General features: G+C 67.5%; 19 protein-coding genes. 8 read left to right on the top strand and 11 right to left on the bottom strand.

Going from position 1 to position 22,112, the window contains the following annotated elements:
• Window positions 1–7: 7 nt before the first annotated feature.
• Window positions 8–2,095 (bottom strand): HAMP domain-containing methyl-accepting chemotaxis protein, encoded by a 2,088-nt coding sequence (locus K6T25_RS08385; RefSeq protein ID WP_222913153.1) that lies wholly within the window; start codon window positions 2,093–2,095, stop codon window positions 8–10.
• Window positions 2,096–2,536: 441 nt separating this feature from the next.
• Between K6T25_RS08385 and K6T25_RS08380 the strand changes: the two genes are divergently transcribed.
• Entirely contained in the window at window positions 2,537–2,770 is a 234-nt protein-coding gene (locus K6T25_RS08380) for a CopG family ribbon-helix-helix protein (protein WP_222913151.1), read from the top strand.
• Window positions 2,771–3,225: 455 nt separating this feature from the next.
• Complete coding sequence (locus K6T25_RS08375; RefSeq protein ID WP_222913149.1) at window positions 3,226–4,554, top strand: M28 family peptidase; 1,329 nt, start codon at window positions 3,226–3,228, stop codon at window positions 4,552–4,554.
• Window positions 4,555–4,561: 7 nt separating this feature from the next.
• On the opposite strand, the gene truA is transcribed toward K6T25_RS08375, so the two are convergent.
• From truA to K6T25_RS08345, 6 genes are all read right to left on the bottom strand, one after another.
• Entirely contained in the window at window positions 4,562–5,410 is an 849-nt protein-coding gene (gene truA / locus K6T25_RS08370; protein WP_222913147.1) for a tRNA pseudouridine(38-40) synthase TruA, read from the bottom strand.
• Window positions 5,410–6,726 (bottom strand): histidine--tRNA ligase, encoded by a 1,317-nt coding sequence (gene hisS / locus K6T25_RS08365; protein ID WP_222913145.1) that lies wholly within the window; start codon window positions 6,724–6,726, stop codon window positions 5,410–5,412. The genes truA and hisS overlap by 1 nt, the downstream gene beginning before the upstream one ends.
• A 101-nt stretch (window positions 6,727–6,827) precedes the next feature.
• On the bottom strand, window positions 6,828–7,418 hold the full coding sequence (locus K6T25_RS08360) for a DUF7411 family protein (protein ID WP_222913143.1): 591 nt from the start codon (window positions 7,416–7,418) through the stop codon (window positions 6,828–6,830).
• 7 nt (window positions 7,419–7,425) lie between these two features.
• Window positions 7,426–7,776 (bottom strand): DNA-binding protein, encoded by a 351-nt coding sequence (locus tag K6T25_RS08355; protein ID WP_222913141.1) that lies wholly within the window; start codon window positions 7,774–7,776, stop codon window positions 7,426–7,428.
• 135 nt (window positions 7,777–7,911) lie between these two features.
• A complete protein-coding gene (locus tag K6T25_RS08350) occupies window positions 7,912–8,367 on the bottom strand; it encodes a 30S ribosomal protein S19e (protein ID WP_222913139.1) in 456 nt (151 codons plus the stop codon).
• A gap of 93 nt (window positions 8,368–8,460) precedes the next feature.
• Window positions 8,461–9,489 carry a lysylphosphatidylglycerol synthase transmembrane domain-containing protein gene (locus tag K6T25_RS08345; protein WP_222913137.1) on the bottom strand — a complete coding sequence of 343 codons (1,029 nt, stop codon included), beginning with the start codon at window positions 9,487–9,489 and terminating at the stop codon, window positions 8,461–8,463.
• A gap of 136 nt (window positions 9,490–9,625) precedes the next feature.
• Between K6T25_RS08345 and thiL the strand changes: the two genes are divergently transcribed.
• Entirely contained in the window at window positions 9,626–10,513 is an 888-nt protein-coding gene (gene thiL, locus K6T25_RS08340) for a thiamine-phosphate kinase (protein WP_222913135.1), read from the top strand.
• Window positions 10,514–10,541: 28 nt separating this feature from the next.
• Here thiL and K6T25_RS08335 read toward each other — a convergent pair whose 3' ends face one another.
• The 3 genes from K6T25_RS08335 to K6T25_RS08325 form a co-directional block, all read right to left on the bottom strand.
• A complete protein-coding gene (locus tag K6T25_RS08335; RefSeq protein WP_222913133.1) occupies window positions 10,542–11,678 on the bottom strand; it encodes a site-2 protease family protein in 1,137 nt (378 codons plus the stop codon).
• 198 nt (window positions 11,679–11,876) lie between these two features.
• A complete protein-coding gene (locus tag K6T25_RS08330; protein WP_222913130.1) occupies window positions 11,877–12,143 on the bottom strand; it encodes a DUF7123 family protein in 267 nt (88 codons plus the stop codon).
• A 285-nt stretch (window positions 12,144–12,428) separates the two neighbouring features.
• Window positions 12,429–13,256, bottom strand: a complete 828-nt coding sequence (locus K6T25_RS08325; protein ID WP_222913128.1) for a molybdopterin synthase — start codon at window positions 13,254–13,256, stop codon at window positions 12,429–12,431.
• A gap of 133 nt (window positions 13,257–13,389) precedes the next feature.
• Between K6T25_RS08325 and pyrH the strand changes: the two genes are divergently transcribed.
• The 3 genes from pyrH to K6T25_RS08310 all read left to right on the top strand — a co-directional run bounded on the left by pyrH (window position 13,390) and on the right by K6T25_RS08310 (window position 16,709).
• A complete protein-coding gene (gene pyrH / locus K6T25_RS08320) occupies window positions 13,390–14,106 on the top strand; it encodes a UMP kinase (RefSeq protein ID WP_222913126.1) in 717 nt (238 codons plus the stop codon).
• Window positions 14,103–15,806: a lysine--tRNA ligase gene (gene lysS / locus K6T25_RS08315; protein ID WP_222913125.1), complete on the top strand. Its 1,704-nt coding sequence runs from the start codon at window positions 14,103–14,105 to the stop codon at window positions 15,804–15,806. Before pyrH ends, lysS begins: the two co-directional genes overlap by 4 nt.
• A gap of 279 nt (window positions 15,807–16,085) precedes the next feature.
• On the top strand, window positions 16,086–16,709 hold the full coding sequence (locus tag K6T25_RS08310; RefSeq protein ID WP_222913123.1) for a PadR family transcriptional regulator: 624 nt from the start codon (window positions 16,086–16,088) through the stop codon (window positions 16,707–16,709).
• Window positions 16,710–16,734: 25 nt separating this feature from the next.
• Here the strand turns inward: K6T25_RS08310 and K6T25_RS08305 are convergent, their stop codons facing one another.
• Entirely contained in the window at window positions 16,735–18,525 is a 1,791-nt protein-coding gene (locus K6T25_RS08305; RefSeq protein ID WP_222913121.1) for a site-2 protease family protein, read from the bottom strand.
• 159 nt (window positions 18,526–18,684) lie between these two features.
• Here K6T25_RS08305 and K6T25_RS08300 point away from each other — a divergent pair, with 159 nt between their 5' ends.
• Window positions 18,685–20,208, top strand: a complete 1,524-nt coding sequence (locus tag K6T25_RS08300; protein WP_222913119.1) for a heme-binding protein — start codon at window positions 18,685–18,687, stop codon at window positions 20,206–20,208.
• A gap of 120 nt (window positions 20,209–20,328) precedes the next feature.
• Window positions 20,329–21,987: a sensor histidine kinase gene (locus K6T25_RS08295; protein ID WP_222913117.1), complete on the top strand. Its 1,659-nt coding sequence runs from the start codon at window positions 20,329–20,331 to the stop codon at window positions 21,985–21,987.
• Window positions 21,988–22,112 lie beyond the last annotated feature (125 nt).

Below are 22,112 nucleotides of genomic sequence, written 5' to 3'. Positions count from 1 at the left end.
ATTTTCCTCAGAGAGATGAGCCCGACCCGTCCTCTGGCGTGGAAGACCTTCCCCCGTCTGCCTGGACTGCCGGTTGGCCCGCGGGATCAGTCGCGCTGACTCCTCCGACAGTTCCGTCACCACGAATGTTGAACATCGAGACCTGGTCGTGAAGCGTCTCTGAAAGTTGCGAGAGATCCTGGACGTTCTCAGAAACCTCCGAGAGCGACGTAGTCTGTTCTTCAGTAGCAGCGGAGACGTTGCTCGCTTCTGCCGCGGTCTGCTGGCTCACACTCGACACCTCATCCACCATCGCAACGACTTCTTCTGACGAGGCTGCCTGATCGTCAGTCGCGTCGCTGATCTCTCGAATACCCGACTCTGCCTCTCCAACAGCATTAGCGATTTCGTCGAACATCTCGATCGCATCTTCGATCGTGTCTGACCCACGCTCGACGCGCTCACTCATCGCCTCCATCCCCTCGACAGTCTCTGTTGTCGTCGCCTGAATTGCATTAATGCGCTGTTCGATATCGGTCGTCGCATCGGCGACTTCCTCCGCAAGGCCTTTGATTTCATCTGCAACAACGGCGAACCCTTCACCAGCCTCGCCCGCACGAGCGGCCTCAATCGAGGCGTTCAATGCGAGCAGATTCGTCTGGTCAGCTATCTCGGTAATCATTTCGACGATCTCCCCGATCTCCTCCATCTTCTCGTCGAGCGTTTCCACGCGCGTCGTCGTCTCGTCTGCTTGGACTTCGATTGCTTCAATTTCTTCAGTCGCTTCAGCAGCATACGTTTGACCCGTTTCACTCCGCTCGACGGCGGTTGTCGCTGTTGCTGCGACTTCTTCTGATGAGGAGGCAATCTCTTCGACAGTTGCTGACATGTCGTTCATTTCGCCGGCGACTTCTTGCAAGCTCTCGCTTTGATTCTCCGCGCCGTGCGAGATTTCTTCAACTGAGTCAGCGACTTCCTCACTGGCCTGCTCGATCTCTTCTGTGCTGCTCGCAACGTCCTCGCTGGAGGTGGCGACTTTGTCCGCGACCTCCTGCACAGATTTGACGCTCTCGCTCATTTTCTGGAGCCCTTCGTCGAGATTCTGTAAGACCGCACCATATTGACCAGGGTAGTCAGTCTGGAGCCGTTTGTCGAGGTCGCCAGTTTTGAGTCCCTCACTCGCTCGTTGAATCTCGTCGAAACTAGCGGTGAGCTGGCCGGTGCCCGAATTGAGACGTTCCATGACCTCTCCATACGTGCCAGGGTAATTCGTCTCGATATCCCGTTCAAGTTCTCCGGTTCCAAGATTCTGGCTCACAGCATCGAGTTCGCTGAAGACACCTCGCAGATTCGCTTGCATCTCTTTGAAGGCATCAACCATGCGGCCGAGTTCGTCACTTTCAGCGTGCTCCTCAAGCTCTGTATCGAGGTTGCCGTTACTGGCGGCAATGGCAGCTTCAGAGAGTTGCGTGACGGGAGACGTGATGCGCCTGGCAACAAACAGACCGATGACGATGGCGAAGACAAACGCACCCATGGTGAGTCCAATAATCTCCATTTGCGCCGTCTGTGTCGTGCTATCGGCAATCTCGACTTGAGATTCCAGATCTGCTTTTGCTGATTGCTCAATGGAGTGCGCGTCTTCCTCCATTGGGGATGATAGTGACTTCATTTCGTCGGCTTTCTGAGCAGCGAGTTCCGTGTCACCGTCTTGTTGTGCTTCGAAGAACTCGCTACCAAGCGTATTGTACTCCTCGTGTTGCGATTTGAGGGTTGAGAACTGTTCTTCTTGCTGTGGGCTCAACTCCGTTTCTTCGAGGCGCTGTGCCTGTTCGTTGAAAAGTTGATTTGCCTCCTCGAATTGTTGCTGTGCGTTTTCGTCACCGAGTTGGGCGGCCTGTATCGCACCCTGTTGCTGCTCGATGGCAACAACCAGTTCTGCGGACGCGTCCATCTTATGTCCATCTTCCGCAATAATGTGTGCTTGTTCGTCAACGGTGGCAACCGAGGTATATCCGATCGCCCCGGTGATGGCAACCAGAGCGGCAATGAGGACGAACGCGAGGATGAGTTTCGGTCCGAGATCGAGACTGTCAATTTTCAGTTTTTCCAACATATTCACACCTCCTTAAGAGGTTCACTTAGCGCGACCTGATTGGAGGGCAGAGTTGACAGGATCAAACGGATTACAATCCCGAACAAAGGTGTCGAAATATTTATAATTTTTTCACTATTCCAAATGTTATTGGTAATAGTCATGGGTCTGGTAGCTATTTAGCAATCTTGTATATTAAATACTGTCTATCAATTATCGATATCGAAAACAACACCCCAGAATATTAAATGAGTATAGTCATACTAATACAATCATTATTAAGGAGTATTCGACACGCATCCATACTGAGCAGCTGAGATATTATTCTAGAACTCATCCGGTCAAGTCACCTCGGTCCACTGTTGGTGTGGTGGGCTGTGCGTAACCGTCATTGCTATACAAATTCAACACAACGGTACGGCAGAAGCTGGATCTCCGGAGAAAACGACGGTCAATATCCGGATGACGGAGACGTTCCTCACCGATGTTGACGGGACTTGGAAAGAGGAAGGATACAACAGTCGGAGCGAGTTCATCCGTGACGTACTTCGCGACGCGATCAAGCATCCCGATTTCAACCGAGCGGACCTGAAGGCGATGCTCGCGAGCGAAGTCGACATTCAGGAGGGGAACACGCGAGCGAGCGACGACGTGAAGGCGGATCGCGGCCTGGCCGGGAACAGCGACGATGAGTGACGAATAGGACTGGGAGCTCACCGATACAGCAGACCGACAGTTCGACGGCCTCGACGAATACGCTCAAGATCGAATCAGTTCCAAACTGGACGCGATCGTCACGGATCAGTGGCGTAACCGATGGATTATCTCGACCCGCTTGAAGCTGCACCACACCAGAAGCTCCGAATTGGCCCGTTTCGTCTTGGGTGTCGTGCTGCTCGGAGTGAACAAGTCCTCTACGTGCTTACGATCACCAAGCGCGGTGGCGACGCCTACCGCGGCGACGACGACTGACCGTCCTTGTTTCTTCTCGACGACGATCCATATGCATTGAGACGACTGGTCTCAACTACTGGGCGTGTCGGTCACTGGATCGGCGCTTGGCCGGTCGACGAGCTCGGGTGCTCGCCCGGCAGCGTGCCGTGCAGCCATCCACCCGCGGGTTTTTGCCACAACTGAGCGATCCTGTCGTCATGGATCTCGACGACGACCTCGCCGCGGCGGTCGGGCGCGCCTGGACCGACACCGCGCCGTGGGAGTTCATCACCGAGCTGACGGCGCTTGGCGGTCGGATGGGGGCAAGCGAGGGCGAGGCCCGCGCGGCGGATCTCGTCGCCGACGCGTTCGAGGAGATCGGACTCGACCGCGTTCGACGACAGAAGTTCGGCGCGACCGAGTGGCGCCGCGGCGACACGACGCTGCGGCTCACCGAGCCCGCCGACCGCGCGTTCGACGCCATCGCGCTGCCGTACAGCCCCGCGGGCGAGGTGTCGGGCGACCTCGTCGACGTGGGGTACGGTACGCCCGAGGAGATCGCGGCAGTCGACGTAGAGGGGAAGATCGCCGTCGCATCGACGACGACGCCGGGCGATTCACGGTTCATCCACCGGATGGAGAAGTTCGGCACCGCCGCGGAGGCGGGCGCGGACGGGTTCGTCTTCGTCAACCACGTCCCCGGACAACTGCCGCCAACGGGGTCGCTCACCTTCGGGGAGGAGGCGTCGATCCCGGCGGTGGGCGTGAGCACGGAGACGGGCGCGTGGCTCACGGAGTACGCGAACGGGGGCGGGGAGGCCGAGCTGTCGGTCGACGCCGAGACGGTGCCCGGCGAGTCACAGAACGTGCTCGCACGCACGGGACCGACGACCGACGAGTCCGTGCTCGTCCTCGCGCACTACGACGGCCACGACATCTCGGAGGGGGCGCTGGACAACGGCTGCGGCGTCGCGACGCTGCTTGCGGCCGCGCGGGTGCTCGCGGCCGCCGACCTCGACATCGGCGTCCGGTTCGCCGCCGTCGGCTGTGAGGAGACGGGGCTGCTCGGCTCGGATCACCTCGCCGAGACGACGGATCTGGACGGGGTGAAGGCCGTCGTCAATCTCGACGGAGCCGGTCGCTTCCGGGATCTCGTCGCGATGACGCACACCTCCGAGGCGACCGCGCGGGTCGCGCGCCGCGTGGGGGAGCGGACGCACCAACCGGTCGACGTGCGCGAGGAGCCGCACCCGTTCTCCGACCAGTGGCCGTTCGTCCGGCGCGGGACGGCGGCGCTCCAACTGCACTCCGACTCCGGCGAGCGCGGCCGCGGGTGGGGCCACACCCACGCCGACACTCGAGACAAGGTGGACGACCGGTGCATCCGCGAGCACGGCGTCCTCGCGGCGCTCATGGTCCGCGAGTTGGCGGACGAGGCGACCGAGGTTCCGGTCCTCGATCCGTACGAACTGGAGGAGGCGTTCCGCGAGGCCGACTTCGAGCCGGGAATGCGGGCGGCGGGGCTGTGGCCCGAAGAGTGGGAGTGAGCGACGGTCACTCCGACGCCGCGGCGAGCACGTCGTCGAACACTCGACCCCGGGCGAGCGCGTCGACGCGGCGCTCGGAGAACACCTCCCGGAGCGTCGCGACCGCCTCCGGGTCCGGCTCGAACTCGACGCCGGGGTAGTCTACGCCGACGAGCACGAGCGGCTCGGGCGCGGCGGGGCCGACACCCCCTGCCCCCGACAGCGGTTCGTCCCCGAGCACCTCGTCGACGCGGTCGAGGCCGGTGTCGTCGACGGCGACGCCGCGGACGACCGTCGCGAGTCGGCGGACGAACTCGCGTGGGAACCCTCCCGCTGCGACCGTGAGCGTCAGGAAATCGCCGGCGGCGTCGCCGGCCGCTGCGCCGGCCCCGAAATCGACCGAGACCGAGAGGTCGCGTCGGGTCTTCGACCCGCGCGGATCGCTCGTGAGGTTGTGGACGTCGTGCTCGCCCGAAAGCGCCGCGGCGGCGTCGCGGGCGCGGTCGCGGTCCGCCCCAGGCGCGTGGAGGTGATACCGGTACGTCCGCCGGGCGGCATTGTGGGTCGCGTGGAAGTCGGCGGACACGTCGGCGGCGGCCCACACCCGAACGCCGGCCGGGAGTTCACTGGAGAACGCCCGCGGCGTGAGCCACTCGGGCGCGTCGAAGGCGACGGTCTGACGGACGGCCGAGACGCCGCGGTCGGTGCGGCCGGCGGCGGCGTATCCCGCCGGGGTGTCGGCGTCGTGCGCGATGACGTCGAGCGCCCGGAGCGCGTCCAGCAGCGTGTCCTCGACGGTCGGCACGTCCGGCTGGCGCTGGAAGCCGAAGAACGGGCGGCCGTCGTAGGCGACGCGGTACGCCCGGCGGATCGCCATTACCCGAAGTCGTCGAACGTCGGGCGGTCGACCCCGCCCGGGAACTCATCGACCGGCGCGGTCGTCTGGTCGCCGGAGGCCATGTCCTTCAGCGTCACCTCGTCGTTCGCGAGGTCCTGCTCGCCGACGATGACGACCGTCTCGGCGTTGATCGAGTCGGCGTAGTTGAGCTGCGCGCCGAAGCTCCGATCCGATACGTCGGACTCGACGACGTGGCCGCGGCTCCGGAGGTCGCGAGCGATCCGGGCGGCCGTCGCTCGGGTGTCGCCCACCTGCAGCACGTAGTAGTCCGTCTCGATGGCCGCGTCGGGGGCGACGCCCGCGCGCTCCAGGAGGAGCCCGAGCGGCGCGTGCCCGGGGGCGACGCCGACGGCGGGCGTGGGCTGGCCGCCGAACTCCTCGATGAGGTCGTCGTAGCGACCGCCGCCGAAGACTGAGCGACCGATCTCGCCGGTCGCGTCGAAACACTCGAAGACGGCGCCGGTGTAGTAGTCGAGCCCGCGAGCGGTGCGAAGCGAGAGGTCGCAGTGCTCGCCGACGCCGAGGTCGTCGGCCGCCGCGAGGACGGCCCGGAGGTTGTCGACCGCGTCCGCGAGGCCCTCGGAGCCGGGCGCGAAGTCGGTGAGTTCGTCGAGGTCGGCGGGGTCGTCGACGCCGAGCAGGTCGTCGAACTCCCGCGCCTCGTCGAACCCGAGGCCTGCGTCGTTGAGCAGGTCGAGGTACTCCGCCTCGTCGACCTTCTCGGATTTGTCGACCGCGCGGATCGCCGCGCGCACGTCGACGTCCCCGTCAAAGGAGCACAGCAGCGACCCGAGGATGTCGCGGTGGCTGACGCGGAACTCGAAGTCGTCGGCCGACAGGCCGAGTTCGGTGAGCGCGTCGGCCGCGGTCGCGAGCACCTCGGCGTCCGCCTCCGGTTCGGCCGACCCGAAGACGTCGACGTTCGTCTGATAGAACTCGCGGAAGCGGCCCTGCTGGACGGCCTCGTAGCGCCAGAACGGGCGCGTCGAGACCCACTTCACCGGCTTGGACAGCTCCTGGGCCTTCGCGGCGTACATCCGCGCGACCGTCGGCGTCAGCTCCGGCGCGAGCGTGACGTGGCGGCCGCCGTGGTCCTCGAAGGCGTACAGCTCGTCGACGATGTCGTCGCCGGACTTGTCCGTCCACATCTCCGCCGGCTCCAGCCGGGGCGTGTCGATCTCGCGGAAGCCGTACCCGCGCGCGACCGACTCCAGCGTGTCGGTCACCTCGCGGCGGACGGCCATCTCGGGGGGATAGAAGTCGCGGAACCCCTTCAGGCGGTCGTACGTTGGCATTACCGGGACCTCACGCGTCCGGGAGTTTAACCCCGTGGTTCGTCGCCGTCGGGTCGCGTCATCGGAGGGGCGCTCGGCGCCTCCGCGACCTCGCGGACGACTCAGCGCGTCCCGCGCACGTACGTCTGCTCGTGCGCTGGGAACACCTCGGCGACCGCGTCGTCGCCGGCCTCCTCGCGGAGGAGGACGCGGAGTTCGCCCTCGTAGTCGGCCTTCGGCACCTCCTCGGAGGGCCCCGACTCCACGTCGAGCGTGGCGTCGACGAGGCGGTCGACGGCGCCGCGGCCGAACCCCGAGAGGGGGGAGATGTAGTCGACGCCGTGGCGGTCCTCCAGCGACTGGGCGAACGCCCGGGAGATCGAGGGAACGCGGTCGTCGCGGCGGGTGCCGTCGGCGACGGCGTCCACATCGCGGGAGGCGACCGACTCCAGCGCGTGTTCGTGGACGCGCTGGATCCCGTTGCGGGGGAAGCCATCCGCGCGCATCGTCTCGACGGCCTCCAGGGCGACCTCGCGGTCGAGGTCGTGCGTCTCGAACGGGAAGCCGAGCGCCTCCGCGGCTCGGCGGGCGTGTTCGTGGTCGTCCGTGACGCCGAAGTGAGCGGTGACGAGCGTCACGTCGTAGAAGCGATCGAGGACGAGCGCGGCGAGCGAGGAGTCCTTCCCGCCGCTGTAGCAGAGCGCGAGATCCACGCGTGCGTCAGCGGCGCCGGATGTCGAAACTCTTCTGGTCCGGCTGCAGCTCGCGCAGCAGCTCCTTCATCTGGTCCTCGTCGATGCGGCCGTTCACCCGGCCGCTGCGCGCCAACGCCGTGACCTGCTGTTTCACCTTCGCGGCGAAGTCGGGCTTGCTCATCTCGACGGCGTTGAGCCGCTGGCGCGCGCCGTCGGTGAGGTGCTGCTTGAGCATCGCCTCCTGCTGGCGCTCCGCCTGCTCTTGGGCGGCCTGCTGTGTCTCCGCGTCTCCCTGTCCCTGCGCTTGATCCTGAAGCTCCTGCAGCTTCTGCTCGCGCAGTTCCTCCAGGCGCTCGTCGTCGGGGGTCTCGCTCATGTCGAGTCAAGGTTGCCGCCGAGCGGCCAAAACGATTGTGGGTGCCGAGAGCACGGCGCTATCCGGCGGGGTACCGGCGACGGCGCCGTCGCTGGCGGCGCGGAGATCGGAGAACTCGTCGGCGTACCCGGTCGGTTACGCGTAGCGCTCGAGCTCGGGGCGGTCGAGTTCCTCGAGCACGTCGCCGGCGACGTCGTCGAGGAACGAGCGACCATCGTCGGTGACGCGACGGCCCTCGCCCTGTGCGGTCTCGACGAGTCCCTCCTCCTCCAGCTGCTGGAGCGCGACGCGGATGATCTTCCGGGAGCCGCCCTCGTGGTTCGGGGGAGAGACGACGTAGCGGTTCGAGCCGTGCTTGGCGCCGCCGTACTCGGTGGCGAGGCGCTCGACGCCGACGGGGCCGCGGTCGGCGACCTTGCGCAGCAGCGAGGCCGCCCGGCGGAACCAGAAGTCCTCCTGCTGGGGCGGGAGCTCTCGGCTCTGTCCGGACTTGGTGAACTGCACCCACTCCGGCTGCTCGATGCGATCCTCCAGTCGAGCGGCGACCTCGTCGTTGAGGTCCGCCGCCGGGACGTCGTAGAGGGTAACCATACGGACGAATTCTCCGTCGTTCCGTTTAAAGCCGTCGTATCGCCCCTCGCGTGCGATGGGTCAACGGAGGATCGCGATCGTCGATTCGGACCCTCACCCGACGCTGTCGGCACCGATCACGCTCACGACCACGCCGCCGATGATCACCGGGACCCAGTAGACCGCACCGCGGTAGATGACAACGGCACCCAGCGCCGCCGTCGCGGAGACCGACACCGACGGGAGCGCTGCGAGCACGGCCACGAGCACCGCCTCGATGCCGCCCGCGCCGCCCGGGAGGGGCGTGACGCCCGCGATCGCGCCCATCGGCACGACGAACAGCATCGCCGAGAACGGGACGGGCTGGCCGATCGCCAGAAACGCGAGATAGAGGGCGACCATCTGGAGGACCCAGCCGAGCGTCGACGCCGCCAGCGAGATCACGATACCGGTGCGGTCGGTGGCGACGCGCTCGATGGCGCCGAAGAAGTGGCCGATCCGCGACTCGACCGACTCCTCGCTCGGCGCGGAGAACACCGGGAGAACATTCGCGACGCGGCGGATCAGCGGGACGACGGCGCCGACGACGCGCGTCTCGAGGGCGTAGCGGTTGCGCCACCCGAGGTAGACGAGTCCGGGGACGAGCAACGCGAGCGCGACGACGACGCCCGTCGCCAGCTGGAGGCGGGTGCCGAACGTCGTCTCGGTGGCGAAGTACGCCGCGCCGACGAGCGCGAGCGTGATGGAGGGAACGAAATTGAGCGTGTCGACGCTCGCGATCGCGGCGAGGCCGCGCTCGTACTCCGTGTCGGCCACCTTCGCGATGAGCAGCGCGGTGACGGGTTCGCCCCCTGCCTGCCCGAACGGCGTGACGTTGTTGGAGAACATCGCGCCGTTGAACACGAGAAACGACCGCCATACCGACAGCCGGATGCCGAGCACGCCGAGCACGGTTCTGAGCGCGACCGACCAGGCGACGAGCCACCCGAGCGTGACGAGCACGACGAGCCCGACCGTCTCGAGGGAGGCCCGCCGGAGCACGCCGAGGAGGTCGCCGACGCCGACGAGATACAGGAGCACGCCGAGGACCGCGAACGCGCCGAGGAACCCGACGACCGTGGCGCGTAGCTGGTCCGAGTCCATGTCGCGACGGTCGCCCGGCGACCGCTTCAAGCCTCCGAAACCGTGAGGACGCGGGGGTGCGACTCCGGACTGAGGTCGACGACGCGGGCATCTCGAAGGGAAACACCGTAGGTGTCGGCGCGGAAACGGGACCTCGATGGACGAACGCGAGGCGCTCGCCCGGCTGGCCGACACGCTCCCGGGCGCGGGCGACGACTGCGCCGTCGTCGGCGACCGGGTGCTCACGACCGACATGCTCCACGAGACGACTGACTTCCCCGCCGGCGTCGACCGCTACACCGCCGGGTGGCGGGCGGTCGGGGCGTCGCTATCGGACGTGGCCGCGATGGGCGCGGACGCGGAGGCCGCCGTCGCGGCCTACGGAGCGCCGCGGTTCGACCCCGACGAAGTGCACGATTTCGTGCGCGGCGCCCGGGAGGTGTGTGAGGCGGTCGACGGCGAGTACGTCGGCGGCGACCTCGACGGCCACGACGAGTTCACCGTCGCCACGACCGCCCTCGGTCGGACCGACGACCCGATCCGACGCGGCGGCGCCGGGCGCGGCGACGCCGTCTGTGTGACCGGCGCGCTCGGCCGGAGCGCCGCAGCGGTCCGTGCGTTCGAGACCGGGGACCACGAGCGAGGGAACGAACTGTTCAGGTTCACCCCCCGCGTCGCGGCCGGAGTGGCGCTCCGTCCGTACGCGACGGCGATGATGGACTCCAGCGACGGGCTCGCGCGGTCGCTCCACCAACTCGTCGGGGCGAGCGACGTGAGCGATCTCGGGATGGACATCACCGAGTCGTACGTTCCGGTCGCCGACGCGATACCCGAGCTGTTCGACGACACGGAAGCACGCCGGAACGCGGCGTTGTTCTTCGGCGAGGACTTCGAGTTGGTGTTCACGCTCGCGAGCGACGACGTCGAGGCGGCGAAGGCGGCCTCGCCGACGCCGATCTCCGTGATCGGGAACGTGACCTGGGATGGCGTCGAGATGGACGGCGAACCGCTCCCCGATCGGGGCTACGAACACGCGGGCGACTGAGCGGGGGACGCGTTCCGCCCGCCTCGACTCACAGCGTCGTCACCTGAATCGGGACGAGCATGAAGCACAGCAGCCCCAGCGCGAACGTGAGCACGCCGACGGCGATGCGCCTCGGACCGAGCGCCGAGTCATCGATCGGGTTCGCCGGGCCACGGTAGGCGATGAACGCCGAGAACAGCCCCCAGAACGCCCACAGTCCGACCGACTCGTTGAGCCCCAGGTCGCGAACGAAGTAGAGGTACGCGGAGATGCCGAACAGCGCGGTAGGCACGAACGCCGCGAGCGTCTCCTGGCGCCGTCCGACCATCGCGCGGACGATGTGTCCCCCGTCGAGCTGCCCGACAGGGAGGAGGTTGAGCACGGTGAAGAACATCCCGACCCACGCCCCCATGATCACCGGATGGGCCGTCTTCGTCGGGTCGGTGTAGCCGGTCGGCTGGTTCAGCGCCGCGGCGATCAGGTCCAACAGCGGCGGGTTGTTGAAGATGATGACCTGCCCGCCGCCGCCGAGCACCGACTGCGGGACCGTGAACGGACCCAGCAGGAGCCCGACCACGGTGACGACGATCGTGGCGGCGAGCCCCGCGAGCGGGCCGGCGACGCCGATGTCGAACAGCGCCTCCCGGTCGGGCATCTGTCCGCGCATGCGGATGATCGCTCCCATCGTTCCGAACGGGAGGATGAACGGGATGACGTACGGCAGCGACACGTCGACGCCGTGATAGCGACCCAGCGCGTAGTGGCCGAGCTCGTGTGTCAACAACACGCCGAGGACGGCCGCCGTGAAGGGCCATGCCTGTAGCACGGCGAGCGGTGTCTCTCGAATCACCGGGATGGGGACGTAGTACCACGCGATCGCGCCGACGAGCAGCGTCGACACCACCGTCGCGACGAACAGCGCGACGTTGAGCCACGGGACTCCGTCGATCCCGTCCGAGTAGGGGCTGGCGACCACGACGTCGAGGCCGCTGTCGGTGGTGACGACCTGCACCTCGTAGCCGGCCTCGCGGAACGCGGGCCAGACGCGACGAACGAGCTCGCGCTCGCCGACGTCGCTGACTCCGTAGTAGAGGATCCGATCGCCGTCGCGTCTGACCTCCGAACAGTGGAAGACGGCGTCGAGTTCGGGGGGACGGGGGGGATCGGCTGCGGCCGCCTCACTCATCGACGGATGTTCGCTGCGAACGGGGATAAGTCCTCGGCGCCAGAGACGCCGCCGGCGAGATATGACTGACGGGATGGGGGCGACGTGGAGAACGGGCGGCGGACGCGAACGAGTCGGGCGGGGACCAGGTGAATCGGGGACCGAAACGGGGACCGCCCGTGCGTCACCGTACCGATCGGGAGTGTCGAGTACGCCTCGTCAGTTAGCCGGTTCGATACGCCACGTGGTCGCGGACGTGTACGACCACTTCTCGATGGAGAGCCCGCACGCGGAGTCCTTGAGTTTCACCATCAGGGCGCCGATCTCCTTCGGCGAGAGGCCGACCTCGTCGGCGATGAACTTGCTCTTGAAGTAGAGCTCGCCGTCCTCGGCCTTCTCGCGCAGGAACGTCGCGAGACGATCCTCCTTGGAAGGGGTGTCGGTCGAGGCGCGGTCGGTGTCGGAGGGTTGTACGGTTGCGCTCATTGTGTCACCTCGACTCTGTCTACGAACCCGATGGGGCATATAAAGTCCAGTCCGTTGAGGGTGATTCGGGTCCGTTCAGGAGAGTTCTGCCGTGAAACGAGTCGGGTCGAACGTTTTACAACCGTTCGAGAATCCGTTAAACCGTTTATACTCTTCTTTCAAGCCCCAGTTCCGGGTCAGGCAGACGACCGTCGAGTCGGTTCGTATAACTATCATTTCTACTTCTAATAATTGAAATAAATACCCGGCACGCTCTCCCGCGGTGGCGACGCACGGCCGACGGGGTCACTGAGAGCGCTCGTGGACCCAGAACTCCTCGGACTCGGTGGTCTCCTTCTTGAAGATAGGCACCTCGTCTTTGAGGCGGTTGATCCCGTCCTCGACGGTCCGGAACGCCTCCGTCCGGTGGCCCGCGAGCACGACCACGAAGACGATGTCCTCGCCGTCGGCGACGGTGCCGACGCGGTGGTGCATCCGTACGTCGAAGACGCCCGCACGTTCGGTCAGTTCGCGCTCGATTCGGGCCATCCGATCGGCGGCGACACCCTCGTACTTCTCGAACGTCAGCGCCTCCGTCCGGTCGTCATCCGGCGAGTTCTTCGCGCGGACGCGACCGGTGAACGTCGCGATCGCTCCCGCGCGGTCGGCCTCCTCGCTGGCTTTCGCCTCGTCGACGAGCCTCTCGAGCGTGACGTACGGTTCGGCCGTCTCGACGGCGTCGACGAGGTCGTCGAGATCGAGGTCGGACGCCTCGTCGACGCGGTCGATCACGTCGCCGGGGACCGACTCGTCGCCGACGACGACCGTCGGGAGTCGCAGCCGCGAGAACCCCGCGACGAGCGCGTAGTCGAAGTCGGGCGCGAGCCGGTCGATGAGCGTCTCGAAGTCCGCGCCGGCGCCCGCACCTGTCCAGGCGCCGTCGGCGGCGAGGCTGTACGCCGCGCCCGCGTCGCCGGGCGCGTCGTCGGGCGCCGCAAGGGCGCGGTCGTCGGGCGCTGTGCCGGTCGCGCCGGCGTCGTCGCGTCGAACGGTCACCACCCGACCGTCGAGTTCCGCCGACAGCGGCGCGAGGAGGTCGGCCGTCCCGGGGCCGACGAGCGAGAGCGTGCGCATGTCACAGAGAGGGCGAGCGACCGGCTTAGGCCTTCGGCTCGACTCCGGTTCGACCGGCTCGGGGCCTGACAGTCGGTACCGTGCCGGGATCGCTCCGGGAGCCTTAAGAGCGAAACGGGGGTAAGCGGGTGCAATGAGAGTAGTCCTGTCGCTCGGCGGGAGCGTCCTCGCGCCGGAACTCGATCCGGAGCGGGTGGCGGCGTACGCGAACGCCATCGAGCGTCTGGTCGGCGAGGGATGTGAGCTGGGGATCGTCGTCGGCGGCGGCGGCGTCGCCCGCGACTACATCGGGGCAGCGCGGGAGTTGGACGCCAACGAGGTCCAACTCGACCAGCTCGGCATCGACGTGACGCGGGTGAACGCCCGACTGTTGATCACAGCACTCGGCCCCTCCGTGGACCCGTCACCGGCACACGACTACGACGAGGCGGCCGACGCCATCCGCCGCGGCGACGTGTCCGTGATGGGCGGCGTCACGCCGGGGCAGACGACCGACGCCGTCGCCGCCGCGCTCGGAGAGTACACCGACGCCGACCTGCTCGTGTACGCGACGGGCGCGGACGGGATCTACGACGCCGACCCGAACGTCGACGAGACGGCCGAGCAGTTCGCCGAGATGACTCCCGAGGAGCTCGTCGAGGTCATCGTCCCGATGAGCCGGGACGCCGGCGCCTCCGCTCCGGTCGATCTGCTGGCGGCGAAGCTTATCCAGCGCGCCGGAATGCGGACGGTCGTCCTCGACGGCCACGACCCTGAGGCGGTCGAGAACGCGGTACTGTACGGCGAACATACCGGGACAGACGTGGTTCCCGCCGGCGGGGAGGAGCTGTCGTACTGGGCACAGCGATGAGTAGCGAGGACGAACGCGGGGCCGTGGGCGACGGACCGACCGTCGACCCGCACGCCGTGGGGAGCCGCGGCGGCGAGGGCGACGGCGACGGCGACGCGCATCACGCTTTCTGGGCCGACGAGATCGCGGATGAAATCGAGGCGCGCGGCCCCGACGAGCCGGTCGTCATCAAGGGCGGCGTCTCCCCCTCCGGCATCGCCCACATCGGCAACTTCAACGAGATCATCCGCGGCTACTTCGTCGCCGCGGTGCTGCGCGAGCGTGGCCACGAGGTCCGGCAGGTGTTCACCAGCGACGACAGGGACGCCCTCCGGAAGCTCCCCCGGAAGCTCGCGGACACCGACGGCGACATCGTCGAGTTGGGCGACGTGAACGCCGGCGCGCTCGGCCAGAACCTCGGGAAACCGTACACCGACATCCCCGACCCGTTCGAGGACGGGCACGACTCCTACGCCGCCCACTTCGCGGCGCTGCTGGCGGCCGACGCCGAGGCGCTCGGCATCCCCGTCGAGATGGTGTCGAACACGGACCTGTACGCCGAGGGAGCCTTCGACGACGTGGTCGAGCGGGTGCTGCGCAACGCCGACGCCGCCCGCGAGACGCTCGGCGAGTATCAGGACAAGGTCGACGAGGACTACGTTCCCTTCATGCCGCAGTGCTCGGAGTGCGGCATGCTCACGCAGGACGTGACCGAGGTCGACGTGGACGCCCGCGAAGTTCACTACCGCTGTTCGGGTATCGAGGCCGGCGACCGGTTCATGGAGGGGTGCGGGCACGAGGGCGTCGCCTCGTTCCGCGAGGGGAAGCTCCCGTGGCGCTTCGAGTGGCCCGCCCAGTGGGCGGTGCTCGGGGTCGACTTCGAGCCGTTCGGGAAGGACCACGCCGAGGGCTCCTGGCCCAGCGGCGTCGACATCGCGCGGAACGTGCTCGGGAACGAGCCGCCCGTCCCGATGGTGTACGAGTGGTTCACCCTCAACGGCGAGTCGCTCTCGTCGTCGGAGGGACACGTCGTCACCGTTCAGGAGGTGCTGGACCTCATCGAGCCGGAGGTGTTGCGCTACTTCTTCGCGCGCAATCCGAGGAAGGCGAAGGACTTCGACATCGAGCGGCTGGATCAGCTCGTCAACGAGTTCGATCGCTTCGAGCGGGCGTACTTCGGCGACGAGGACCCCGACGAGCGGTTCGCGGCGGTCGCCGAGCGGGCGTACCCGTTCGTCGTCGACGAGGTGCGCGAGGGGCGCGTTCGCCTGCCGTACACCTTCGCCGCGGTGCTGGGCATGGTCGACGACCGCGAGTTCCGGGTCCAGCTCGCGCGCGACGAGGGGCACTTCACCGAGGACACGCCCGAGTGGGCCATCGAGGACGCCCTCGGTCGCGTCGAACGCGCCCGCCGGTGGGCCGAGCGCTGCGACAACGAGTACAACTACCGGCTCCAGTCGGAGTTACCCGAGCACGAGTTCGAGGCGGACGTGGAAGCGGCCCTCGACGACCTCGCCGACTTCGTCGCCGAGGGACACGACGGCGAGGCTGTCCAGGGAGAGATCTACGAGACCGCCCGCCGCCACGACGTGGAGGTGAGCGACTTCTTCGCGGCCGGCTACCGGCTGTTCTTCGACGAGACGCAGGGGCCGCGGCTGGGCGAGTTCCTCGGCGAGTTGGAGCGCGAGTTCGTCGTCGCGCGGCTGCGACGGGAGGCGTGAGAGGCGAGGCCGACCGAAGGGAGGCCTCGAAAAACGGCGTTCACAAATCGCGCCGCGATTTGTGCGCTCACGAGATCTGCGGTCTCGTGAACGACGAGGTCTCCGGGCCGAGCCGCCCACAGGAGAGGCGAGGCCGACCGAGGCGAACGCCTCCCGCCGACGTTCACGCGCGTTCGAAACCGCGTAAACACAGATCGCCCGCGAGACCTACTGACTGGTAAGTCAGTACGGGTTTCGGGGACCGAAACCCTTAGTGAGCGACGGCGAAACCCTCGGGTAATGCGGAAAAGCGGCCCCCCGCGTGGTCTCATCTCGTACATCGTGCTGGAACTCCTCGAGGAGAAGCCGCGGTACGGCTACGAGATCCTCAAGGAGATCACCGACATCAGCGGGGGCCACTGGGAGCCGTCCTACGGCTCCGTCTACCCCATCCTCTACAAGTTCGAGGAGGAGGGGTACGCCGAACGGATCGAGCGCGAGGACGAGCCGGACCGAAAGTACTTCGCGCTCACCGACGAGGGCCACGACCACCTCGCCGAAAAGCGGACGGAGGTCGGCGGAAAGGCACGTGACTTCGCGGACGTGATCTTGGGCTTCTATCACATGTACGTCGCGTTCGCGACCGACGAGCGCTTCGACGTCGACCCGTCGGACGACGACTGGTGTTTCGACGACGAGTACTCCGGCTGGATCGCCGAGCAGGTGATCCGCCACCACGAGCGTGACTTCGGCGAGTTCGAGCGCGTCCCCGACACGCCCGAGGAGTTCCACGCCCGCCAGGGCGACGCCGACGCACCGGACGACGACGCATCGGACACAGACACGTCGGACGACGACGTGAGCGAGGACCCCGACGACGACCGCCCGGAGGAGGCCGCCGCCGACGGCGGAACGAACGCCTGAGCGGACCAAAAGCGAGTTCTCCCGCTCAGAGGAACTGTGGCGCGAACACGACGACCAGCAGCGCCGCCAGCATGGTGAGGCCGACGGAGGTGGTAAGCGTCGTGACCAGTCGGTTGCGGTTCGACACCGGGAGCCGGGAGACGAGCCCCTCGGCGCCCATCCGAAGGAGGCGCCCGCCGTCGAGCGGGTAGCCGGGAATGCAGTTGAAGATCCCCAGTTGGACGTTGATCCACCCGGTCCAGAACAGCACGTTCGCGAGGAGGAACACCGGACCCTCCCCGAACGCGGCGAGCGGGCCGGTCACGTCGTAAAAGCCCGCGAACTCGCCGTAGAACCCCGCGAAGTTGTACGGGAGCGCCGACGAGACGGCGCTCGCGAGCGGGAGCAACAGCGCGGCGTACACCAACCCGAGCGGGGTACCGGCGATGCCGCCGAGTCCGGGCGGAAGGTCACCGGTGTCACCGCCCAACAGCGCGAGGTACGCCTCGGCGGGGTACCGCTGGACCCCGAGGTCGTCGACGACGACGCCGGAGACGCCCTGTGTCACGACGACCCCCACGCGCGGGTCGGCGTCGGTGCCGCCGAGCGCGACGTCTACATCGCGGAACTGCCCGTCGGCGTACACCCGCAGCGTCACCGTGTCGCCGGCGTCGTACGCGTCGCCCGAGAGCGTGCGGTCGAGGTCGTCGTAGTCGAGGATCCGCTGCCCGTCGATCCGGGTGACGGTGAGCGTGCCGGAGAGATCGGTCTGGGACCCCAGCGGTCCGTCGGCGGAGACGTTCGTGACGTACGCGCCCAGCGGCGCGGTGATCTCGCCCTCGGTGGTGGAGACGCGGGCGATCTCGTGCTCACGGGCGACCTCGCGGAACGCCGCAACGGTGTGTACCTCGGTGCCGTTGACGGCGGTGATCTGCGCGGCGTCGCCCTCGGGGTCGACCGAGAGCCCCAGCGGGTTCCCCTCGACGGCGCCGACGACGGTGACGCGCCTGTCGACCGTGACCGTCTCCTCGCCGTTGACAGTCATCTCGACGGACGGGTCCTGCGTCGCCGAGAGCGCCGACTGGAACGCGGCGGAGTCCGCGACCTCGGTTCCGTCGACGGCGGTGATCCGATCGCCGCCCTCGATACCGGCGTCGGCCGCCGGCGCACCCGCGTACGCGCCGCCGACGGCGAGACCGGCAGCCGGAGTGATCGAGGCGATGACCGGGCCGAACAGCAGCGCGAACGCGACGGCGGTGATCGCGAAGTTGTTCGTGACCCCGGCGGCGAACATCCGGCTGCGCGCGCCGCGGTCGGCGTTCGACTGGCTCTCCTCGTCGGGTTCGACGAACGCGCCGACGGGAATGATCGTGAGGAGCACGAGGCCCAGCGAGTCGATGTCGATGTCCTCGACGCGACACAGCAGGCCGTGACCGCCCTCGTGAACGACCAGCGCGATGAGGAGGCCGAGGACGATCTCGGCTGCCACCGCCGGCGGGAGGAAGTCGTTGAGGCCGGGGATGATGAGGAAGTTCGAGGGCTCGTTCGCCTGCGTCTGCACGGGGTTCTGGAGGGTTGCGAGCGCCGACCACACGAGGAACACGAACATCGCGACCATGACGACGACGGCGATGCCGACGCCGAGGTTGCTCCAGGCCCGCCAGAACCGCGTGGGACCCGAGAGCCAGTTGAGGAACGCGCGACCGCGTTGGGTGTGGATCGTCGTCAGCGGCCCCTGGACGCGCACCGCGTCCGGGAGATAGCCCCTCGTGTACAGCGCCATGAGGACGACGGAGTACGCGAGGGCTCCCACGAGGACCCACAGGAGCGTATTCATTGTCGGGGACAAGTCTCCGGCGGCCAAAGGGGTTCGGGTCTCATCACGGCCGGCGACGGCGCGTCGGTGACCCGCTCGACCGGCGACGCCCGCGAGGTCGACCGCGGGTTCGCGCCGCGGTGACGCAAGCCACAAGCCCCTCCCACTCGAAGCGCGCGCATGGCGAATCCCCCACGCACCGAAGAGGGTTGGTACGCGCTGCACGACTTCCGGACCGTCGACTGGAACGCGTGGCGCGCGGCGCCCGAGCGGGAGCGAGAGTCGGCCGTCGAGGAGGGCGTCGCGTACCTCGAGGAACACGAGCGGGTCGTCGACGCCGAGGAGGGCGCCTCGGCCGTGTTCTCCGTGCTCGGACACAAGGCCGACCTCATGATCGTCCACTTCCGGCCGACGCTGGACGCGCTGTCGGCCGCCGAGCGCCGCCTCGAGTCGACGGCGCTCGCGGACTTCACCGAGCAGTCGACGTCGTACGTGTCGATGACCGAGGTGTCCGACTACGTCTCGGACAGCTACTTCGAGGACGACGAGGAGGAGACCGACGAGGGCATCCGCCGATACATCGAGGGGAAGCTGAAGCCGGACATCCCGGACACGGAGTACGTCTCCTTTTACCCGATGAGCCGCAAGCGGGAGGCCGAACAGAACTGGTACACCCTCGAGTACGAGGAACGCGCGGAGTTGCTCTCGGCCCACGGGGAGATCGGCCGCGAGTACGCCGGCAGGATCAAGCAGGTGATCGCCTCCTCGGTCGGCCTCGACGACTACGAGTGGGGCGTCACCCTGTTCGGCGGCGACCCCGCCGACATCAAGGACATCGTCTACGAGATGCGCTTCGACGAGGCCTCGGCCGAGTACGGCGAGTTCGGCCCGTTCTACGTCGGGCGGCGCTTCCCGCCGACCGACCTGGGCGCGTATCTCGACGGCGAGCAGGTGCCGACGAGCGAACACGGCGGCGAGGAGTCGCACCACGGGGCACACGGTCAGGAGGATCACCACCACGGCGAAGGCGACGACGGTGACCACCACGGTGGAGACAGCCACCACGGAGGAGGCAACGACGGCCACCACGGTGACGACGGCGACGACAGCGCCGACGAGGAAGCGAGTATTCGGTCGGAGCTGGAGGATCTCGACATCTACGCCGGACAGCCCCACGGTGAGGACGTGTTCGCGACCGTCCTCTACTCCGAGGCGGACACCGACGACCTCTTCGAGGAGGTCGAGGGGCTCCGCGGCAACTTCGACCACTACGGGACCCACGTGAAGACGGCCGTCTACACCGGGACGGAGACGGACCGCGCCGGGGTCGTGAGCATCTGGGAGACCGCCAGCGCCGCCGAGACGGCCGCGGGCTTCCTGTCGGAGCTGCCCGGCATCGTCGAGCGCGCCGGCGAGGAGTCCGGCTTCGGGACGATGGGGATGTTCTACACCGTCAAGCCCGAACACCGCGGGGACTTCGTCGAGAAGTTCGACGTCGTCGGCGACACCCTCGGCGAGATGGACGGCCACTACGAGACGGACCTGATGGTGAACCTCGAGGACGAGAACGACATGTTCATCGCCAGCCAGTGGGCCTCCCGCGAGGACGCGATGGCCTTCTTCCGGTCGGACGACTTCCGCGAGACCGTCTCGTGGGGCCGGGACGTGCTCGCCGACCGACCGCGCCACGTGTTCCTGGCGTGATACTGGTACCGGTTCCCACCGAGAACCGCACGACAGCGTAGCTCCGATCACCCCCTCCGAATATCCGAGTTGATGCTTGCGGACCGAGGTTTATACGCATCCTGATGAGAGCGTTCGGTGATGACGGCCGACGAGGCCGCGATCGCCGCCGACGAGCGACTTCGATCGCTGTACGCGGCGACGCGAGATCTCATGAGTACGACGAGCCGAGCGGCGCTGTGTCGGACCGTAGTCGACGTGAGCGAGCGCGTCCTCGGCTACACGCTGACCGGCGTGCACCTCCGCGGCGACGACGAAGCGGAGTTGGTACCCATGGCGTACCCCGAGCCAGTCCGCGAACGGTTCGAGGACGGTCCGCCGACGTACGTCCCCGGCGACGAGGTGTACGGGGTGTACGAACAGGGCGACCCCCTCCGACTCGGCGCCGTGCCGGAGCGCCAGCCGGCGTCACATAGGGGGATCGTGGTTCCGATCCCCGATCACGGCGTGTTGATAGCCGGACACGAACGAAGCGGGGAGGCCGGCGACGCGTGTCTGGAATTGGTCGAACTGCTCGGACAGCACGCCGCGGTGGCGCTGGACGCCATCGAACGCGAGTCGCGATTGAACGGCCTCCACGAGACGACCAGAGAACTGATGGAAGCACGCGACGGCGCCGCCGTCGCCGCGTCGGCGACGAACACCGCACACGAGGTGCTCGGCCTCCGGCTGAACGCGGTGTATCTCGCGTCGAGCGACGGGAACCGGCTCGTTCCCGTGAGCGTGACCGGCGAGGCGCGGGCGCTGTTCGGCGACGTGCCGGAGCTGTCGGCCGACTCGCTCGCGTGGCAGGTGTTCGAATCGGGCGAGCTGGCGCACCGAGACGACGCCCGGCTGTCCCTCGCCGGCACGGCGCCCGAGCCGGCGATCCGCAGCGCGTTGGTCGTTCCGCTCGGGGCCCACGGGGTGTTCCTCGCGGGATCCGAGCGTCCCGGTCGATTCGACGAGACCGACGTGGCGCTGACGCGGCTGTTCGCGGACACGGTCGAGGCGGCGCTGGACCGCGCCGAACGGGAGGCGCTCCTCCGTCGACGCGAGGGCGACCTCGCCAGACAGAACGAGCGGCTCGAGGAGTTCGCGAGCGTGGTCTCACACGACCTGCGCAATCCGCTCAACGTCGCCCGGGGTCGCCTCGAACTGCTCGCCGACGACGTCGACAGCCCGCACATCGATCGGATGGAAACCGCCCACGAGCGGATGGAGGCGCTCATCGAGGACCTGCTGGCGCTCGCTCGCACCGGGCGATCCGTGGGCGACACCGAGCCGGTGTCGCTGGAGCGGGCCGTCAACGAGGTGTGGCGGACGGTCGACGGGGACGGGTCGATCTCGGTCGCCGACGACGTCGGCTACGTCGACGCCGACGCGTCCCGGCTGCAGGAACTGTTGGAGAATCTCGTTCGCAACGCCGTCGACCACGCCGGCGACGACGTCGACATCACCGTCGGGAGTCTCGGCGGAGAATACGACGCCGCCGAGCGCCGCGCGGGTGGTCCCGATGCCGGCAGCCACACCGCCGACGATCGCGACGCGTTGACGGGGTTCTACGTCGCGGACGACGGCCCGGGGATCCCGCCGGATCGTCGCGAGGCGGTGTTCGAGCGCGGACACACGACCGCCGACGACGGCACCGGGTTCGGGCTCGCGATCGTCGCGGAGATCGCCGGCGCCCACGGCTGGTCCGTCCGCGTGACCGACGCCGACGCCGGCGGCGCGCGGTTCGAGGTCGTCGTCGACGAGTAGCGCGGAGCGAAGGTGAACGGCTCCCGCGATACCACCCCGCAGTGTGCGGGTTTCGAGGCGAAGTGAAGGGGTCGTTAGCGGCGCGAGAACGATGAGCGACAGCCGCCGGCGGCCGACCGTCGCGC

The organism is Halobaculum rubrum, assembly GCF_019880225.1.
Taxonomy (GTDB): Archaea; Halobacteriota; Halobacteria; order Halobacteriales; family Haloferacaceae; genus Halobaculum; species Halobaculum rubrum.
Note: the sequence above shows the minus strand (reverse complement) of the source record. Positions and strands in the feature narration are given on the sequence as shown.

Coding starts and splice junctions, on each gene's coding strand:
- K6T25_RS08295 (WP_222913117.1), top strand. CDS start 20,329: ATGACGGCCGACGAGGCCGCGATCGCCGCCGACGAGCGACTTCGATCG.
- thiL (WP_222913135.1), top strand. CDS start 9,626: ATGGACGAACGCGAGGCGCTCGCCCGGCTGGCCGACACGCTCCCGGGC.
- K6T25_RS08300 (WP_222913119.1), top strand. CDS start 18,685: ATGGCGAATCCCCCACGCACCGAAGAGGGTTGGTACGCGCTGCACGAC.
- truA (WP_222913147.1), bottom strand. CDS start 5,410: ATGGCGATCCGCCGGGCGTACCGCGTCGCCTACGACGGCCGCCCGTTC.
- K6T25_RS08350 (WP_222913139.1), bottom strand. CDS start 8,367: ATGGTTACCCTCTACGACGTCCCGGCGGCGGACCTCAACGACGAGGTC.
- K6T25_RS08385 (WP_222913153.1), bottom strand. CDS start 2,095: ATGTTGGAAAAACTGAAAATTGACAGTCTCGATCTCGGACCGAAACTC.
- lysS (WP_222913125.1), top strand. CDS start 14,103: ATGAGTAGCGAGGACGAACGCGGGGCCGTGGGCGACGGACCGACCGTC.
- K6T25_RS08325 (WP_222913128.1), bottom strand. CDS start 13,256: ATGCGCACGCTCTCGCTCGTCGGCCCCGGGACGGCCGACCTCCTCGCG.
- K6T25_RS08330 (WP_222913130.1), bottom strand. CDS start 12,143: ATGAGCGCAACCGTACAACCCTCCGACACCGACCGCGCCTCGACCGAC.
- pyrH (WP_222913126.1), top strand. CDS start 13,390: ATGAGAGTAGTCCTGTCGCTCGGCGGGAGCGTCCTCGCGCCGGAACTC.
- K6T25_RS08355 (WP_222913141.1), bottom strand. CDS start 7,776: ATGAGCGAGACCCCCGACGACGAGCGCCTGGAGGAACTGCGCGAGCAG.
- K6T25_RS08380 (WP_222913151.1), top strand. CDS start 2,537: ATGACGGAGACGTTCCTCACCGATGTTGACGGGACTTGGAAAGAGGAA.
- hisS (WP_222913145.1), bottom strand. CDS start 6,726: ATGCCAACGTACGACCGCCTGAAGGGGTTCCGCGACTTCTATCCCCCC.
- K6T25_RS08305 (WP_222913121.1), bottom strand. CDS start 18,525: ATGAATACGCTCCTGTGGGTCCTCGTGGGAGCCCTCGCGTACTCCGTC.
- K6T25_RS08375 (WP_222913149.1), top strand. CDS start 3,226: ATGGATCTCGACGACGACCTCGCCGCGGCGGTCGGGCGCGCCTGGACC.
- K6T25_RS08335 (WP_222913133.1), bottom strand. CDS start 11,678: ATGAGTGAGGCGGCCGCAGCCGATCCCCCCCGTCCCCCCGAACTCGAC.
- K6T25_RS08345 (WP_222913137.1), bottom strand. CDS start 9,489: ATGGACTCGGACCAGCTACGCGCCACGGTCGTCGGGTTCCTCGGCGCG.
- K6T25_RS08310 (WP_222913123.1), top strand. CDS start 16,086: ATGCGGAAAAGCGGCCCCCCGCGTGGTCTCATCTCGTACATCGTGCTG.